This window comes from Gammaproteobacteria bacterium (assembly GCA_029881255.1).
Classification (GTDB): Bacteria; Pseudomonadota; Gammaproteobacteria; order S012-40; family S012-40; genus JAOUMY01.
In genome coordinates this window covers 60,192-77,619 of the sequence record JAOUMY010000008.1, presented here as the reverse complement: position 1 = coordinate 77,619, position 17,428 = coordinate 60,192, and the positions used below count along the sequence as shown (strand labels likewise).

General features: G+C 45.9%; 15 protein-coding genes. 10 read left to right on the top strand and 5 right to left on the bottom strand.

From position 1 onward, the window contains the following. Window positions 1-8: 8 nt before the first annotated feature. Window positions 9-950 carry a flagellar motor protein MotB gene (gene motB / locus OEZ43_14920; GenBank protein ID MDH5546883.1) on the top strand — a complete coding sequence of 314 codons (942 nt, stop codon included), beginning with the start codon at window positions 9-11 and terminating at the stop codon, window positions 948-950. A 2-nt stretch (window positions 951-952) separates the two neighbouring features. Here the strand turns inward: motB and folE2 are convergent, their stop codons facing one another. The 5 genes from folE2 to OEZ43_14895 form a co-directional block, all read right to left on the bottom strand. Then, window positions 953-1,750 (bottom strand): GTP cyclohydrolase FolE2, encoded by a 798-nt coding sequence (folE2, locus tag OEZ43_14915; protein ID MDH5546882.1) that lies wholly within the window; start codon window positions 1,748-1,750, stop codon window positions 953-955. A gap of 2 nt (window positions 1,751-1,752) precedes the next feature. After that, window positions 1,753-2,133 carry a 6-carboxytetrahydropterin synthase QueD gene (gene queD / locus OEZ43_14910; GenBank protein ID MDH5546881.1) on the bottom strand — a complete coding sequence of 127 codons (381 nt, stop codon included), beginning with the start codon at window positions 2,131-2,133 and terminating at the stop codon, window positions 1,753-1,755. 12 nt (window positions 2,134-2,145) lie between these two features. Continuing rightward, window positions 2,146-4,053 carry a 1-deoxy-D-xylulose-5-phosphate synthase gene (gene dxs, locus OEZ43_14905; protein MDH5546880.1) on the bottom strand — a complete coding sequence of 636 codons (1,908 nt, stop codon included), beginning with the start codon at window positions 4,051-4,053 and terminating at the stop codon, window positions 2,146-2,148. A gap of 137 nt (window positions 4,054-4,190) precedes the next feature. Next, window positions 4,191-5,090 (bottom strand): (2E,6E)-farnesyl diphosphate synthase, encoded by a 900-nt coding sequence (gene ispA, locus OEZ43_14900; GenBank protein ID MDH5546879.1) that lies wholly within the window; start codon window positions 5,088-5,090, stop codon window positions 4,191-4,193. Between the two features lie 8 nt (window positions 5,091-5,098). After that, window positions 5,099-5,341, bottom strand: coding sequence for an exodeoxyribonuclease VII small subunit (locus OEZ43_14895; GenBank protein ID MDH5546878.1), 243 nt, complete (start codon window positions 5,339-5,341; stop codon window positions 5,099-5,101). 123 nt (window positions 5,342-5,464) lie between these two features. On the opposite strand from OEZ43_14895, the gene OEZ43_14890 reads away from it, so the two are divergent. The 9 genes from OEZ43_14890 to tssA all read left to right on the top strand — a co-directional run bounded on the left by OEZ43_14890 (window position 5,465) and on the right by tssA (window position 17,422). Continuing rightward, entirely contained in the window at window positions 5,465-6,448 is a 984-nt protein-coding gene (locus OEZ43_14890) for a hypothetical protein (GenBank protein MDH5546877.1), read from the top strand. A gap of 7 nt (window positions 6,449-6,455) precedes the next feature. Further along, window positions 6,456-8,018, top strand: coding sequence for a DNA mismatch repair protein MutS (locus OEZ43_14885; GenBank protein ID MDH5546876.1), 1,563 nt, complete (start codon window positions 6,456-6,458; stop codon window positions 8,016-8,018). Between the two features lie 190 nt (window positions 8,019-8,208). Further along, complete coding sequence (locus OEZ43_14880; protein ID MDH5546875.1) at window positions 8,209-9,474, top strand: hypothetical protein; 1,266 nt, start codon at window positions 8,209-8,211, stop codon at window positions 9,472-9,474. 10 nt (window positions 9,475-9,484) lie between these two features. Continuing rightward, entirely contained in the window at window positions 9,485-10,120 is a 636-nt protein-coding gene (locus OEZ43_14875) for a hypothetical protein (protein MDH5546874.1), read from the top strand. Beyond that, window positions 10,117-10,611, top strand: coding sequence for a type VI secretion lipoprotein TssJ (locus tag OEZ43_14870; GenBank protein MDH5546873.1), 495 nt, complete (start codon window positions 10,117-10,119; stop codon window positions 10,609-10,611). Before OEZ43_14875 ends, OEZ43_14870 begins: the two co-directional genes overlap by 4 nt. After that, entirely contained in the window at window positions 10,608-11,987 is a 1,380-nt protein-coding gene (tssK, locus tag OEZ43_14865; protein MDH5546872.1) for a type VI secretion system baseplate subunit TssK, read from the top strand. Before OEZ43_14870 ends, tssK begins: the two co-directional genes overlap by 4 nt. Further along, a complete protein-coding gene (gene icmH / locus OEZ43_14860) occupies window positions 11,988-12,629 on the top strand; it encodes a type IVB secretion system protein IcmH/DotU (protein MDH5546871.1) in 642 nt (213 codons plus the stop codon). Between the two features lie 145 nt (window positions 12,630-12,774). Further along, a complete protein-coding gene (locus OEZ43_14855; GenBank protein MDH5546870.1) occupies window positions 12,775-15,897 on the top strand; it encodes a hypothetical protein in 3,123 nt (1,040 codons plus the stop codon). Further along, a complete protein-coding gene (tssA, locus tag OEZ43_14850; protein ID MDH5546869.1) occupies window positions 15,884-17,422 on the top strand; it encodes a type VI secretion system protein TssA in 1,539 nt (512 codons plus the stop codon). The genes OEZ43_14855 and tssA overlap by 14 nt, the downstream gene beginning before the upstream one ends. Window positions 17,423-17,428: the final 6 nt, after the last annotated feature.

Here is a 17,428-nt window from a genome sequence, read left to right as displayed (position 1 = left end):
CGCTAGCTATGGCAGAAAACGGCCAACCGATAATCGTCAAAAAGGTCAAAAAGGTGGGTCATGGAGGACACCATGGCGGTTCGTGGAAAGTGGCCTATGCCGACTTCGTAACTGCCATGATGGCGTTCTTCCTTCTGCTGTGGCTTCTTAACGCTTCCAATAAGGCTTTATTAGAAGGGATTGCACGCTATTTTCAAAACCCGAGCATGGTGACCGCCAGCGGTGGCCACAGTACCAGTGTTATTGAACTAGGCTCTAATGTTGACGTGTCCAAAGGTGAGGGAGACATGGCGCGAGAGAGCATAGAGTCGGATCTCTACAGTGAAGAATACGAAGCAATGGAAATGCGTCAATTAAAGTCACTCAAGGAAGATATCGAGTATGTGATCGATACCACCGATGCTTTGATTCCATTTAAAGATCAGTTGTTGTTAGATGTGACGGAAGACGGTCTGCGTATACAAATTGTAGATAAGGATAACCGTCCCATGTTCGATCTGGCTAGCGCGCAACTCAAGTCGTATGCAAAGACAATTTTGCGGGAGTTTGCCAAGGTTCTGGTGCAGGTTCCCAATAAAATAAGCATGTCTGGCCATACCGATGGGCGAAAATATTTTCGCGAGGACGGCTATAGCAACTGGGAATTGTCGGCGGACCGGGCGAACGCAGCAAGACGGGAATTACTCAATGGCGGATATCCGGCTGAGCGGATTAGTAGAGTAGTGGGTTTGGCCAACAAGGTTTTATTCAATAAGGAAAATCCACTGGATCCGATTAATCGGCGTATCAGTATCGTGATATTGAACCGCAAGGCGGAACAACAGATTTATCATGACGAATCGGGACAGCGCGCGTTAAACCAACCCGGTGCGGTTATCACACCTAGCGAATTTAAAGATGCCGTGAAGAGTGGCTCAATTCGTCGATCAGGGACGATAGTGCGCCCTTAAGATCAATTCGGCTGTTTTACTTTTTCAATAAGTGCGTAGGCGGAATGATTGTGGATAGACTCAAAATTTTCGCTTTCCACCGTGTATGCCACTATCCGTTTGTCAGCGTTCAGGCGTGAGGCAATGTCTCTGACCATATCTTCAACAAACTTAGGATTATCATAGGCGCGTTCGGTGACATATTTTTCGTCGGGACGCTTGAGCAATCCATAGAGTTCACAAGAAGCTTCTTTTTCCACCAGATCGATTAATTCTTCTATCCATACGAACCCTTCAGTGCGCACGGTGATAGTGACATGGGAGCGCTGGTTGTGTGCACCGTAATCAGAAATTTTCTTCGAGCATGGACACAAGCTGGTGACCGGTACGATTACTTTAATGATCAGATCTGACTTGTCACCGGTGATTTCTCCGATAAAGGTCACCTCATAATCCATTAATGCAGAAACCTTGGAGATTGGGGCCTCTTTATTGACGAAATAAGGAAAACTCATTTCGATGTGCCCAGATTCCGCTTCCAGTTTTTCGGTCATTTCCGCAAGCATGTCTCCAAAAGAGTCGACGGAAATTTCCCGTTCATGCTGATTGAGTATCTCCACGAAGCGTGACATGTGAGTGCCTTTAAAGTTATGAGGCAAATTCACATACATATTGAATAACGCAATGGTGTGCTGCTCGCCGCCAGAGCGGTCTTTGACTCGAACCGGATGACGGATGTCTTTGATGCCGACCTTGTCGATAGGAATGCGACGCGTATCCGAACTGTTTTGCACATCGGCGATGGTGCTGGAGTCATTCATGTTTATTCCTCTGTATAACGGACACAGGCCCGGTCGGTTTCCCAAACGGTAATGGCAGATAGTGTGACTCGGCCATCATTGATCCGCTCAGACAGACGCTGATAAATATAAGCGGCCAGGTTTTCAGCCGTCGGATTTATTTTGTCAAACGGGGGCATGTCATTCAGATTGTAATGGTCGAGTTCTTCCAGCAAAGTTTTCGTTTCACCCTTCATGATCTGAAAATCCAGTCCCATACCTACCTCATCGAGTTTAGTAGTAATGACTTCGACTTCGATCTTCCAGTTATGACCATGCAGCCGTGCACATTTGCCTTCGTAATTCCGAAGAAAATGGGCAGCGGAAAAGTCGGTAAATATTCTAAGGGTATAACGTGCTGGCATTTGTCGAGTATTTTACTTGGAAATTGCCTTGGCGGGTAGTATTTGTGGCAGATGCACATCAATTTCATCATGGATGCGCGAAACTATGGTCGCAGCGGTCAATCCGGCAGTTTCCAGTAGTTCCTCGCGCGTCCCGTGATCGATAAAGTAATCTGGGATGCCGATATTTAATATGCGAGGGTGTTTAGGTAAGGAAACCAATAATTCGTTAACCGCGCTTCCCGCACCACCCATGACAGCGTTTTCTTCCACAGTTACCAATAATTCGTGTGTATCGAGCAAGTCGATGATAGCTTTTTCATCCAGCGGTTTGATAAATCGCATATTTAGGACAGTCGCATCCAATTGCTCCGCGGCTTCCAGGCATGCGGTCAATACACTACCAAACGCGAGAATAGCGACACCTTTGCCCTGACGTCGGGTTTCCGCTACGCCATGGGGAATGACTTCCATACGCGACTGAACTTCAACGCATGGACCTTTTCCGCGAGGGTATCTGACGGCAGCGGGACCGTTATGCTGAAAACCCGTATACAACATCTGACGGCATTCGTTCTCATCCGACGGCGCCATAATCAACATATTCGGTATGCAACGCATGAAACTGATATCGAATGAGCCCGCATGTGTAGGGCCATCAGGTCCAACGAGACCGGCGCGATCTATGGCAAATAGTACGGGCAGATCTTGTAGTGCCACATCGTGTACCAACTGGTCATAGGCGCGCTGCAAGAAAGTCGAGTAGATCGCAACAACCGGCTTGAGCTTTTCACAGGCGAGACCTGCGGCAAGTGTTACCGCGTGTTGCTCAGCGATACCAACGTCGAAATAACGGTCTTTGAAACGTTCTGAAAACTCCACCATGCCTGAGCCTTCACGCATGGCCGGTGTGATACCAACCAGACGCTCGTCGGCGCTGGCCATGTCGCATAGCCATTGGCCAAACACTTCTGTGTATGTGGGCGTCGATGGCTTTGATGCGGTTTTTTCGGATTTTCCCGTGTTTGGGTCAAAGGCGGTGACACCATGGTATTTACATGGATTGTCTTCTGCAGGTGCGTAGCCCTTGCCTTTAGTGGTGATAACGTGAAGGAACTGCGGGCCTTCCAGACCACGCATATTGCGCAAGGTCGTGGTCAGGGTTTCGATGTCGTGGCCATCAATCGGGCCGACATAATTAAATCCCAGCTCCTCAAATAGCGTTCCCGGTACCACCATACCTTTTACATGTTCTTCGGCACGGCGCGCCAGTTCTGACACCGTCGGCATACTCTTCAGGACTTTTTTACTGCCCTCACGAACCTGTGAGTAGAGTTTGCCTGAGAGTATCTTGGCCAGATAATTAGAAAGTCCACCGACATTAGGTGAGATGGACATATCATTATCATTCAGAATTACCAACAGATTGGCATCCAGGTCGCCAGCATGATTAAGGGCTTCAAACGCCATACCAGCAGTCATCGCGCCATCACCTATAACGGCAACCACGCGTCGCTCACTATTGGTCTGACGTGAGGCGAGTGCCATTCCGAGTGCCGCACTAATGGAAGTACTGGAGTGTCCTACACCAAAGGTGTCGTATTCGCTTTCACCGCGCTTGGGAAATCCGGCAAGGCCATCTTTTTGTCGCAAGGAGTCCATTTGATCGCGGCGACCAGTGAGGATTTTATGTGGGTAGCTCTGGTGACCGACATCCCATACGAGGCGATCGTTTGGCGTGTCATAGATGTAATGTAGTGCAATAGTGAGCTCAATCGTGCCCAAACCTGCAGAAAGATGGCCACCGGTGCGTCCAACAGATTCGATCAGGAATTCACGCAATTCACTGGCAAGTGTACTCAGTTCCTCGACTTTCAAATGGCGAAGTTGTTCTGGCGTATCGACCGCGCCAAGTAATGGAAAACGATTCTTATCAAACATTAGTTACGTGGTTCCGAAAGTCGACTGGAAGTTGCGCTAATGATGAGGCCATTGCTAAGCATATGCAAGTATTTATTAAGTGAATCCATCCACATATCAATTAATTAAAACTCTTTATAAAACAGGTTCTAAAGCGATTATTTATGACGTTCCACAATAAATGCGGACAACTCTCTCAGGGTATCGGCGCGGCTGTCAAAAAGAACAAGACTATCGATGGCCTGCTGGTGTAATTCCAATGCAATTTGCTTTGCGCGATCCATGCCGAGCAACGCGGGATAAGTTGGTTTGTTTCTGTCGATATCAGAACCCTGGGTTTTGCCAATGACGGCAGTGTCTCCCTCTACGTCCAGGATATCGTCTCTGACCTGGAAGGCGAGTCCAATTGCCCGGGCATAGGTTCCCAGAGCCTGGGTGAGATCCTCCCTGTCGACACCCGAACCAAGGCAACCCAGTTCCACTGCGCAACGTATGAGCGCACCAGTCTTGCGACTATGCATGTCTTCCAGTTCATGTAATTGCAGCGTTTTACCCACGGACTGCAGGTCGATCGCCTGACCACCAACCATGCCGTGTGAACCACTGGCCTGCGCTAACGCCTTTATCATCCGCATGCGAAAGGCGTGATCGGCGATAAGTTTAGGGTCTTCTGCCAGGACCTGGAATGCCAGTGTTTGTAGAGCATCGCCCACAAGAATGGCGGTTGCTTCATCGTAGGCGATATGGCAAGTGGGTCGTCCGCGGCGTAAATCATCGTCGTCCATAGCTGGAAGGTCGTCGTGAACCAGGGAGTAGGCATGTATACATTCGATTGCCACTGCTGCACCATCGAGTTGATCCAGCGATGTGCCGAGTGCCTCACCGGTGGCATAAACCAGAAAGGGGCGAACGCGTTTACCGCCGCCGAGACTGGCATAGCGCATGGCCTCATGCAGACGCTGAGGGGCGGTATCAGTCGATGGCAACCAGCGCTCCAAAGCACTCTCTGTTCGATCGGCCAGGAGATTGAATTTCTTAGATAAATCTGTGCTATTCATAGTGGTATTCAAGCGTCTTTCCCGGCATCAAACGGGGTAAGGGTTTCGCCTTCCGGCTGTTGAGTGAGTATGTTGATGCGCTGTTCAGCCTCTTTCAGAGCAGACTGGCAAATGCGTGTTAGTTCCACGCCTTTCTCGAAGGCCGCCAGAGAGTCTTCGAGCGGCATATCGCCTTTTTCCATCTGCTTGACGATGCTTTCCAGTTCGGAAAGCGCCTGCTCAAAATTAATCGGTTTGGTCTTTTTTGCCATATCCCCGGCCCGGAAAAAACGCGTACGTTAACCCAGCACTCCTGGGCGGTCAACCTGCACGACATATCCAGTAATCAACACGATAAGGAGGAAACTGGTTTGGGTATTGAGTAGAATGCGCGGATGAAAAACAGCACATTGCATTTATTGTTGCCGCACGGACTCTATATTACCACCGACGATTCCCGCGATACGCCGGTTCTGGACAACTGGTATAAGCGCGGCGATAGTCTACAGGTTCCGCCATTAGAATTAGGGAAATTGCTGTTTCAACTGCTAGGTATAGATATTGAGACGCAAGATGTACCGGTTGCGGCGTTCGAGAATCTTGCCTTGACCGAGCGCAGTGATGGGGCGTGGTTTATAAAGGCGCGCCCCATCAATCTCGTTCCAGATCGTGCCCATCTGGTGATAAATGACGGCAGCGATAACTCGATTGCTGGCGATCAGGAGAAAATATTGATTAGCGGGTTGAATGAATTTTTCAAAGATAATGGCCTACAGTTTATTCATATCGCCAGATCCAACTGGCATATACGCAGCAATACACACTATTGCCTACGGACCTCTCCGTTTATTGAGGCCATAACGAAAAAAATTGTCGTTTCACTATTCGAGGGTGATGACGCCAGACTATGGATAAACTGGAATAACGAAATGCAAATGTGGTTGCATAGTAGCGTAGCGAAATCTCACCAAAACGCTAGCGCCGACTATAATAGTTTATGGCTGTGGGGAAGTGGCGTGTTGCCAAGTTTCGTTCCAGATTCGCCATGGGACTTGATTGTTAGCGATAACTTGTTTGTCCGAGGCGTTGCGCGATGGTTGGACGTTCCAGTGTGTAGTGGCGAAGAATTTTTTGACTCGCCAGAAAGTTATGCAGACAAACAAACACGCATACTCTGCGTGCCTGGGCCAGACATCGGAACGGTCATGGCGCGCTTTGTCGACAGTGAATGGATCACACCGATAAATGATTTGTTGATGCAGGGTCGCATAAAGGAAGTCGTGTGCGACTTGCCCAATGGCATACGGATAGCAGCAGACCGATCCAGTCGCTGGCGTTTCTGGCGAAGTGGAAAAGGTGTCAGCCCTCTTAACGCGTGAACCAAAGATGACATATGAACTGAAACTACTCGATTTTCCTCAAGTCCAAAAATTACTCGCTACCTATGCTTGCAGCGTCTACGGAAAAGAAGCTGCACATGCACTCGAACCCGCCCCGTCACTTGCAGTAGCACAGGCCATGCAAAATGCCATTAGCGTAGCGCGTAGACTCATCGAGCAAGACAAAGAAGTAGATTTTCCCGAGCTACACAATATTCGACCTGCACTGCGGCAGGCAGACGCCAGTGGTAGCGTCTTAAAGGTTTCGGCATTTATTCATATCAGAGACACAATCGTCTTCGCGACAAAGTTATTGGAATACGCGCGCATAAATTCATCAATTCTCACCGAAACCTACAACTCTCAGAAGATTCCCGAATCCTTGCTCAAGCGAATTGACGACATCCTTGATGGAACGCGCGGAATACGTATTGATGCCTCATCCACATTGCGAGAACTGGATATGGAATATCAGAAAATGCGACAGTCGGTGGATGAGGTGTTGCAACAGCAAATAAACTCCCTGGATCGAAAAGCATGTTTTGATTCTGGTAACGTCATCCACTGGCAAGGTGAGCGCGCAAACCTTGCCGTGAAGCCAGCCTGCGTTGATAAAATCAAAGGCGTCAGACGCGGTTCGTCGGGTCTTGCTTCCTTGCAGTTAGTTGAGCCAGTTGCAGCCATTGCACTCAATAATCAGTTAGAAAAAATCGCCGGAAAAATCGCAATCGAACACCAACGTCTATTGCGTGAACTGACAAACGAAGTGCGCCAACAAATCAATGTGCTAAATCAGTTGATCGATGCCATTACCTGGGCAGACCTGGCCATTGCGGGAGGGAAATTAAGTCTGGCCTGGAATGCAATTGCTCCGCAACTGAGTGAAAAGCCCGGTTTGGTTTTGGATAGTGCCTATCATCCGTTACTGTGGACGCGTTATCTGCAAGGACAAGTCGACAAGCCAGTTGCGTTGAGTCTGAAATTGACAGACGAAAAACGTTTATTGCTCGTTACCGGCCCGAATACAGGCGGCAAAACCGTTGCGTTAAAAACTGCAGGCTTGTTGACAACCATGTCATTAAGTGGATTGCACATTCCCGCCGAAGGGCAGTGCACAATAGGCTGGTATCAATCGGTGATGGTCGATATGGGAGACAGGCAAAGCCTCTATCATGAATTGTCAACATTCGCCGGTCATGTTGAAGCCATGATTCATATACTAAAACACGCTAATGAAAACAGTTTGTTGTTACTTGATGAGCTAGGTACAGGAACCGATCCCGACGAGGGCGCAGCGCTCGCTATGGGATTACTCGACTATTTACTTAGATGCAAAGTACAGGGCATTGTCAACACACATCTTACGCCTTTGAAGTCCTACGCAAATACACAACAGGCGATAAGCAACGCCAGCATGTCTTTCGATATGCAGCATCTTTCCCCGACCTTTCAACTCATCATGGGTAAATCTGGGCAGTCCATGGGTTTAACGATTGCCGAACGCATAGGATTGGACGCGAGTGTTATTCAAGCAGCGAGAACCTATCTGAAACAATTGCGCAAGGACTAAGTCCATTTCACAGGTTGCTGTAGATCAAGTTTAATCTTGTTAGTTTTTACTTGACGTATGCGACATAATTATCCGATAGTAAACATCTTTTGCGAGCTTCTCAGTTTATCTGGGGCCAGGGCGGGGCTCTCGCAAGCGCTTGTTGGTACGGATAAGCGTTTAACCCGTTATAAATAAAGAAAAATAATGAATGTATAACGTTGACAATAAAATATTAGTCGTCGAGCGGATCAACTCGACACCAGGGCTGGAGTTCGAATTCTCTGACGACAATCGTCAGCTGGCGTCGTCAAATCAATCTACTGACAAATCATTTTCGCCTGAAAGTTATCCAGGCGTGATCAGATCACAGGACGGATTTTTTGAGCAGAAAGCCTTGTTGCGCATTCTTTCCTCAAACGAAGCTCAATATATTGGTTTGTTTGATCGACAAGACCTTTTCCTGCGACAAATAAATGCGTCGGTTAGCACAAAAGAACTAAAGAAATACCCAAGCCTTCATCTGGTACAAAGCGCTAGTGAAATTACCACGCTGCAATTCGTCGAAAACCCAAACAATCGATTCGATGAGTTTTCCCAAATACTCCCTAATCTAACTTTCTCTGAAAGAGTTTCGCTTGTCCAACGTCTGGCGGTATTTACTGCGACATTGCTAGACCATGTCAAGATAGAACCTTCAGGGATAGAAATATCAAATTACTTTTCACGGCGAAATGGGGAAAGACAAACTGTCGATAATATTCGCATTACGCCATTCGTCAACAGACAGGATATGTATACCGACAAGGACCTCGTTGACCTATTCCATAATATTGCTGTTTTGATGACAACGGGTTTGTTTACTCGTCAGTGTGATATGTCAGAGACCGCGCGAAAGTTTAAAGCAATGTTGCATCAGATTCCGACTCAGTACGATTTAAGTGCCATCTCTGGTGAAGGTTTGAAAAATATCGTTCATCAAGAGACACTGCGCAGTCAAATGTTTGAGCCAACGAGTTCAAAGCTATATGCAATGTGCCTGGTGATGCGTCTGGCGATAACGATGGAAGATTGGTCATATTTCAACGGAAAACGAGGGATATCGGACGCGCTGAGGACTTTTGCGGGAGAGCTGAAAGATTTGTCTTTGCAACCAGAGGACGACATTCGAGCCGAAAGAATACACCAATCTAAGGATAAAAATATGGAACTAATAAAAGGCAAGGGTATGACCAATCAGGAACTCATTTCTTTGTTGTCAGAATTTGTAGAGGATCGTGAGTGGTTGGAATCGGCAATAGGGGTTAAAGATAGCTCAGGTAGAGAAAAGGAAAATATTCCCGGCTTGGAAAAAGAATACGAGTTGATACCGCAACTGGATGACACGGTCGTGATTGCTGGGAAACCACTGAAAAAGAACAAGAGTGTGGAAAAACCACAACTTTCAATCGTGGAAGAGACGCTAATAATAAAATAGAGATAGGGACATGTTGGAGACTATTCACCAGCTCCGGCGCATTGCTGGTAAATTATCGATTTTCTCCCCAAACGATAGAAGGCGTGTCTTTGATGTTTTTCTACGCTATAAGCTAAGAAATACCCAAAGTGCAATTGAAGTCGGGGAGTATCTCAGAATCGTGATATCGCGCCTGGATAATGACGACAATGCCACTGCGTTAGATCACGACAGTCTATTGATGTGTCTTAGCATACTGGGAAATCGAAGTGGATACTTAATTCCCGAAAATCCTAATGACTGGATACCTGTGTTGAAATCAGAGCTAGAACTAATGCGTGCAGCCATTGCGAAATTGTGTCGATCAAACTCTAAGAGGAGTATGAGCGAATATATCGCAATGCTAGAGTCTGAACAAACGCAAAGAAAAAGAAATACTGAATTGGCATTGGAGGAACTGATATCTACAGTTCTAGATGCGTTTGAACCTAATGGAATATTACGCAGATTGTCATCAAGTGAAGAAGATCGAAAATGGCTGGAAAAAAACGACCTGTTTATAGCGATTCTTGAGAAATATGAAGCTATTGAGAAATACAAATCATCTGGGACATTTGTTCGAGATTTCTGGATTATGTACAAGATGAAACAATCGATGGGAATATGACTCGGAATTTTGCGTTAATAGTTTCTATGTTGTTCTCGATCAATGTATTTGCAATGGTAGATAGCGTTGTCGAAGACGGAATACGCATTGAACTGAATAGTAGCAAAGATGCAAATTTGTTTGACAATTTGTCTCATACAACGGTGCTAGTGCTCTATCAGTTCAAGACCTTGGATAGCCTAAAAAGATTGACGAATGAGATGAATGGGATGGAAATTCTTTTGAAGGGGGAGAGCTTTAACGATGACGTGTTGATGGTTAGAAAAGAGATTATACCGCCTGGAGTCAATCGTAGCTTCTATTGGGATAGGCACAAATCGGCTAAATATGTGGCGGCGGTTGCTGGATACTTTATAAGTGAGATGCAGAGAAAAGTAAAAGTATTTACGTTAAAAACACGAAAAAAGCACTCGTTTTTCTGGAAACCGAAAAATCCGGAAAGAGCGGATACCGTTGTTCATATTCAACTCGGAAGAAGGGCCATCGAGTGAAAAAAGATATGATAAGAGAGCTGGAATGGTATGAAGGAGTCTTTCTGAGACCCCAGCATTTTCAATACCAGGACAATTTGTACAAGGCTAGAATTACTTCGTTGACGGCTTTTGTGGATCCCTACCACTATGGTGTTGAACAAGTGTCTCTCAACGAAAATGCGTTAGCAAACAATATTGTTTTATTTAACCAGCTACGTTGGCGAACCCATGATGGCGAAATTCTGGACATCGGCCAAAACGCGATTGTCGAAAGTCGCAGCATCGAGGAGGATATACGTGAGCTCGGTGATAAGACCACGATATATGTTGGGATGCGCAAGATAAAAGACGACTATCGAAACAGCCTTCAGACCGAAAAGAATCTGGAGCTATCTCGTCTGGAAAAGCCAAGATTTGTCTACAAAAACAATATCGCCGCTGTATACGATATCTATCGCGAAAATAGCCGAGAAGAGTTGCGGTTTCTAACCTATAACCTGCAAATATTTTTTAGTGAAGAGATTGCGTTGGCCAGCGAATTCGATCTGATACCTGTTGCTAGAATGCGCCGTGTTGGTGCGCGCATGGTGTTTGATACTCAATTTGTACCGCCGTGTATAAATCTTTTGGACCACACCCCTCTGAAAAAGCACTTCGACAACTTTCTGACAGAAGTCGTTCAGCGCATTGAAGAGAAGGATTTGACAGAGTTAGTGGAAGCGAAAGGCATTCTAGAAGCAATAAAGCAGAATTCGATTTCTACGATTCTGGCCAGCGCGTTGGCAAAGTTAGACGCGGCCAGGGAAACTGGAAGAATTTCTCCCTATGCCTTCTACAGTCTTGTAACCGATATGTTGTTTTCCCTAAGTATTTATCGGAAGAATGACAATCCAGGAAAGCTTATTTCTCGCGAAAAAGAGCTGCGCTACCAACATTATCATCCTGAAGAACTCATGCGTAGGCTTATATCCTACTGGAAGGTTTGTATGGACGAACTCACGGGAGGGGTTGACCTGGAAGTGGAGATGGAATTCGACGGTAGTTACTTTAACGCCGGTTTCAAACACAATGAATTCGATAGATGCCAGCATTTCTATTTAGAAATTCGAACGACCTTGCCGAAGGACTATGTCGAAGAGGTTATTGGCGAAAATATAAAAATCGGTTCGCGTCAAGGATTGCCGCGCCTGGTTTCACGTTCCTTACCCGGTATTGAGTTAAAGAGATTAGATGTAAGCGGAAACTCACGTATTCCGATCAAATCGGGTTCAGTATATTTTGAATTGGATACTATGGGTGAGTTATGGAAACAAGCGCGTGAAGAAGAGAATATCTCAGTCTATATAGACAGCGTTCCGTCAGATATCCGATTTTTCGTCGTGGGGTTGAAGTAGATGTTGAACTATTTTTCCACGGTGTTCAGCTACGTGAAAGAATTAGAGGATGTTGGAAATTCTAATGGTGTAGAACCCTCATCGCTACGGGAGAACTTGGAATCCCAATTGAATGACGCCATGAAGAACGCGGTGGGAGACGGCGTTGACCCCAGGAATTTTGATAGTGCCCGTTTTGCAGTCACTGCCTGGATCGATGAAGCGGTATCGCGTGTGTATCAGGAAAACCCAATAAGTTGGTCCTCTCAGCTATTGCAGAAGCGTTTCTATGATACGACCCAAGCGGGGGAACAGTTTTTTTTACGTTTAGAGGCGTTACCGGATTCGGCAATCGATGTTTTACGTGTTTTCTATACCTGTCTGGAGTTTGGATATAGAGGTAAGTATAGCGAAAAGGAAGACCAAGGTATTCTCATGGGCCTCAAGAGTACTTATTTCAGCAAGCTGCAAAAGGCAGACGGGTCTGTTGAAGACACGGTGGCTTCAATAGGTAAGGAACTAAATCAACTCGTATCCTCTACTCCTGGAAAAAACGCGAGTCGCATTTTATTTGCGGTAGTGACGATAGCATTGTTCTGCAATATCGCCGCTTACCTGTTATTTCGTTATATATTGCAGGAACAGGCATATTTGGGTTTGTAACTAGTTAAAGACCATGTTTAAAAGAATAATAAAGTGGATAGGTCTCCTAATCCTGCTAATTTTTATAGCTGGGCTTGCACTCTATTATTCTCAAAACAATTTAGATCAAATTTCGACATTGCTTTCATATGGACTCTATGGGTTTTTGTCCATATTGTTACTTGTCACCACATACTTAACGATACGCTTTCTGGCCATTTATCGTCGTAGGCATAACATAGACAGTAGCAAGGCAAAGAGCTACGAATCAGAAAGTCTTAGGGTGCTCAAAAAGTCGGGACTATCCCAGATTGGTCAACCCCTCAAGCTGTTTCCGTATTATATTTATGTCTCACGACAACAAAATGACTTCGCTGATAAAAGACAGTTGCTAGGTCTACCGGTTATGGGTGAAAGGTATTGTCCTGAGTTTACTAATATTTGGCTTGGTGAAGGCATCTATTTCATTGAAATTCCTTCAATGGAATGGACTAAGGACTCGAAGAACTATAGTCACTTACAAAATCTGATAGGCAAGGTCGGAACAGGCAGGGTAGGTGGGATAGTCTATGATGATAGAGAAGACGATACGGCAACGAGACTGCTTGATGTAAATGCATCTGCTCTTGTCGATCTGCTTACACTATCTGAAAGAGAAACTGGCAGAAAGCTTCCGCTATATTTGCTTATTGATGACGACGGCGCCCTACCCAGCATCATGGAATTAGACGACGAAGCCGGGTCTATACTCAACAAATTGCCATTTGGTACGTTGTCAGGAACAGACCTTGGGTCTGTCGAGAACGCTTTCACGCGTATGAGCAAACGCGTTGAAAGTCTAAAAATCAATTCAATAAAGAATTTTGGTAGCAAGGCTATCCCGGTTTTGGCGCTATGGAGAAAGTTTCAAACACGTATCACCTACACGCAATCACGCTGGAATTCAAAATTACAAAGTCACGAGATATCTATACGCGGTGTATTTGTTCGATCTACAGAAACGGAAAACAGGCTTGGGAAGCGTGTAAACCGAAACATCCACCGCGTTCTGAGTAGGGATGCGGGCTTTGCGTTAGGTCCGGGGATAAGTCGTAGTACGCGTAATGGAATAGTGGTGGGTGTACTTGTCGGGCTATTGTCATTAGTATTTATGACCAGTGTCTTTGTTGAACAAAAAGCGAGCCTCGAGTCACTCGCGCAAGATTTCAATTCTCTTGGGGAATTGCAAGGAAATATTGTTGAGGATTTAGCGATACTTGACGGAATTGCAGCCCCGGTAGAAAGGCTTGGACTCGAAAACGGTTTGGATATCTTTGGCGTCGGTGCACATCTTGTTTCCGCTGCAAAACAACGCTTCGTTCAGATGTATCGCAAAGCGGTAATCAGTCCGTTTCTCGATATGGTGGCAATGAAATTATCCAGGGAAAGCGATAACAGCCAGATAGGGGAGTTGTTTGAAACACTACTGTTCTTGAGAGATGTGCTCAGTGGCAGCACCGTCAATACCACACATTCGACAACAATGTATTCCCGATTAGTAGCCCATGAGTTTGTACTTGTCCCGGATGGGATAACGAGTCAACTGGAAAAGAATAGCCGGCGCTATGTAGAGTGGGCGGAAGGTAAAGAGACTTTGGCCGCAGACCTTCAGATGACTAGTGAACGAATTGCACTCATGTTGAGAAATGAAAACAGTGACAAGTCCTGGTTTGTGGATTGGGCTAGAGCGCGATTTCAGACAAATAATATCGATATTGGTAATTATCTGGAACTTGGGAAACATGAGCAGGCGACACTTGTCAGTGGCGCGTTCACAGATGAAGCCTATGCATCGATAGTCAATATGTTTAATGGCATATCTTCATTGAAGGATATTGACACGCAGGTAGAGGCTGTACGTGCATACTACCTGAGAGAGTACCAACAGGCGTGGCATTCGGCTCTAAGGTCATTCCCTCGCTACCTGGAAAATGTGGAAAAAGCCAGAGCCTCTGACTACATCCGAGTTGTTTCCACTCAAACATCGGCCCTAAATCGATTCGTACAAACGGCTAATACCCATCTTCTTGTACTTGAACCCCACCGGGATCTGTTTAACGAGCAAGGACTGTGGATGGACACCGTTAAACGCTATGCTCGCTTGTTAGAGCCGCAATATCGCGATCAACTCCAGGCGAAAGGTTTGGTTGGGGGAATTGCGGACAAGGGGACGGTAGCGGTCTCTAGTGTGACGGGATTGTTTAGAGACAACCAGTTTTCTAAGTCCAGCGACTATGAGAAAGACAAAGATCTATATCCTTTGCTAAAGGAAAGGGAAGATATCCTCAAGGAACTTGCAGCATTGACTCAAGAAGAGGAGCGTGTCGCCTATAATCTGCTATCCGAGAGCTATCTTGAAAGTGAGAACAAAAGCAGTATCAAACAACCAAAAGCCTTACTAAACCGACTTGATTGGATAGAGTCGAAAATCAATCATGCCTTGTATACCCATGTCTCCGGCGAACCGGTTCTAGACGACTTGCTTGCAAGTGAATCCGATTATGTAGTCGCTTTCCTCATAGGAAATACGCAAAAGTATATTCAGTCCTTATGGGTGAGCAATGTTCTTCTTGAGTTGGGAAATGTCGGCGGATGGGAAAAGAATCGGGTGGCGCGTGGAAAGAACGGTCTGATCTGGGAGTTCACTAACAACACTCTGGCTCCCTTTCTAGAGATCACACGCCAGAAAAAGTATGTCGAACGGATTGTGCGCGGTAAAGCACTAGGTTTGAGTAAAGAATTTATCGGCTTGTTGAATCGTGGAAAGTTGGACGACAGCATATTGGAAGGTGAGGTTGATGTATACATTTCAACACTGCCTACCAGTGTAAATCCAGAGGCTGGGGAACTCCCTTTCTTAACGTCTCTGGACCTGGCGTGTAACAAAGGCAGCCAATCGATTAAGAATGAAAATTTTCCGGTAAGTAAAAGACTTCGCTGGTCTGCCAGTGAGTGTGCTGATGTGACACTGAGAGTTTTCATCGGGAGCATGATCCTGGAAAAGCGCTATCCCGGTCAATGGGGGATGATACGTTTTCTTCAGGACTTTCGGGGAGGAAGAAAGTCCTTTAAACGAAATGATTTCAAAGAGTATGAGCATTATCTAACCGCCCAGCATATTGATCAAATTGATGTGCGCTATCGATTCGAAAAGAATCGTAATATCGAAAACCTGTTCTCGATGTCGAGCGTATCAGTACCAGAAATCATAGTGGCTCAACAAAAGGATACGATGTATGTATCTAACTGACGAAAATATTGCGCGTCTACTTGAGCCGTTTCCCGGTGACGATCCTGCTGGTCAGGATGTACGTGACGACGAACAATACACGATAGTTCAAACTGAAATAGACAAAATCATCGGCATGGGAGACGAATCCCCTGATTGGCGAACCATACATAAAGTTTCTAAGGATTTACTGGAAGAAAGGTCCAAAGACGTAAATCTTGTCAACTATCTCGTCCTGGCCATGGTTAGCGAGCTAAAGCTCTCAGGACTTTCTACTGGTTTAGTTCTTCTTTCGAACTTTCATAAGTCTTTTGGCCAAACCTGTTTTCCTAAACGCAGTCGTGCGCGAGAGGCGAGTGTACAGTGGATAGAAGAAAGATTGGGAAATCTGCCCGCATTGACGGACCTCAAATCCATAAGCCAAAAGCAGATGGATGAGATTACAGCTGGATTTGAACTATACGCCAACACCATGGCGGAGGTTTACGGGAATAACTATCAAACTCATGCTGGAATCAAGCGCTATATTCGGGACTATCTGGCGAGAATTCTTAGCCGCCCTGCGAGTTCCGGCGCCAAGATATCTGAGGCCAAAGAGATTCAAGTCAAGAAGGACATTGAGACGGCGTCAGACCTGAGCAAAGCGCTTGCTCAAATAAGGGAATGGAATCTCAACATCGTTAAATATCAACACAAGCAAGCAGGCTTATCTGCTGAGGCTGCAAAACGCCTAAGATCGGCGGTTTGGGATGGTATTGAGAGTCTGCCGCAACACACAAATAGTAGAACAACGGTCCAACCCGTCAATGTGGTACAGGCACAAGAGGTAAGAAAACTTTCTCCGGACCCAAAAAATCTGGTGAGACTGGAAGTCATGTTAATGGCCAATCCCTTCTGGTTGGATCTGAATCGTCTCGTATATGAAATGTGCGGCCAACTCGGAGATAAGTTTACCGCTATCGCACAAGAGGTAGCACAAACGAGTAGCGCCTTCCTCAAGCGTCTTCCTGGTATCGAGGATCTTCAATTCTCCGATTTAACACCATTTGCAGATACCAAAACTCGGGAGTGGCTAGGCTCAATATCTCAAGCTAATGAGTTGCGGTCCGGCATAGAGGTTTCTGTAAAGGACAGTGATAGTCGCTGGAGACGTTTGAATTCAGCTTTAAGCCTCTTACAACAGGATGGGCGCATCGAAAAGGTTATAGAGATTGTTGATCAGCAAATGGCGAGACGCGTGGATGCTGAGGACAAATACCGTTTGTGGAATATAGCAGCGAAGCTGCTATATCGGCAGGGACGCTATCTTTTGGCGATGAATTGTATTCAGGAATTAGAGAAGTTAGTTGAGCGATATCGCCTGCGGGAATGGAATTCGTCCATGGCGAAGGAGGTATATGAATTGAAGTATAAAATTAATCATAAGCTTTACGCACGAAATAGCAGCGATGTACATCGTGCGGAACTCAGTGGAATTAATCAATCTATGGTAGGTGTTAGCCTGCTTAGCGCATATAAGAATGATCTGGAATTCGAAAATAATTAGGAGAAA

Coding starts and splice junctions, on each gene's coding strand:
- icmH (MDH5546871.1), top strand. CDS start 11,988: ATGTTGAACTATTTTTCCACGGTGTTCAGCTACGTGAAAGAATTAGAG.
- queD (MDH5546881.1), bottom strand. CDS start 2,133: ATGCCAGCACGTTATACCCTTAGAATATTTACCGACTTTTCCGCTGCC.
- OEZ43_14875 (MDH5546874.1), top strand. CDS start 9,485: ATGTTGGAGACTATTCACCAGCTCCGGCGCATTGCTGGTAAATTATCG.
- dxs (MDH5546880.1), bottom strand. CDS start 4,053: ATGTTTGATAAGAATCGTTTTCCATTACTTGGCGCGGTCGATACGCCA.
- motB (MDH5546883.1), top strand. CDS start 9: ATGGCAGAAAACGGCCAACCGATAATCGTCAAAAAGGTCAAAAAGGTG.
- tssA (MDH5546869.1), top strand. CDS start 15,884: ATGTATCTAACTGACGAAAATATTGCGCGTCTACTTGAGCCGTTTCCC.
- OEZ43_14895 (MDH5546878.1), bottom strand. CDS start 5,341: ATGGCAAAAAAGACCAAACCGATTAATTTTGAGCAGGCGCTTTCCGAA.
- OEZ43_14880 (MDH5546875.1), top strand. CDS start 8,209: ATGTATAACGTTGACAATAAAATATTAGTCGTCGAGCGGATCAACTCG.
- ispA (MDH5546879.1), bottom strand. CDS start 5,090: ATGAATAGCACAGATTTATCTAAGAAATTCAATCTCCTGGCCGATCGA.
- OEZ43_14870 (MDH5546873.1), top strand. CDS start 10,117: ATGACTCGGAATTTTGCGTTAATAGTTTCTATGTTGTTCTCGATCAAT.
- folE2 (MDH5546882.1), bottom strand. CDS start 1,750: ATGAATGACTCCAGCACCATCGCCGATGTGCAAAACAGTTCGGATACG.
- OEZ43_14885 (MDH5546876.1), top strand. CDS start 6,456: ATGACATATGAACTGAAACTACTCGATTTTCCTCAAGTCCAAAAATTA.
- OEZ43_14890 (MDH5546877.1), top strand. CDS start 5,465: ATGAAAAACAGCACATTGCATTTATTGTTGCCGCACGGACTCTATATT.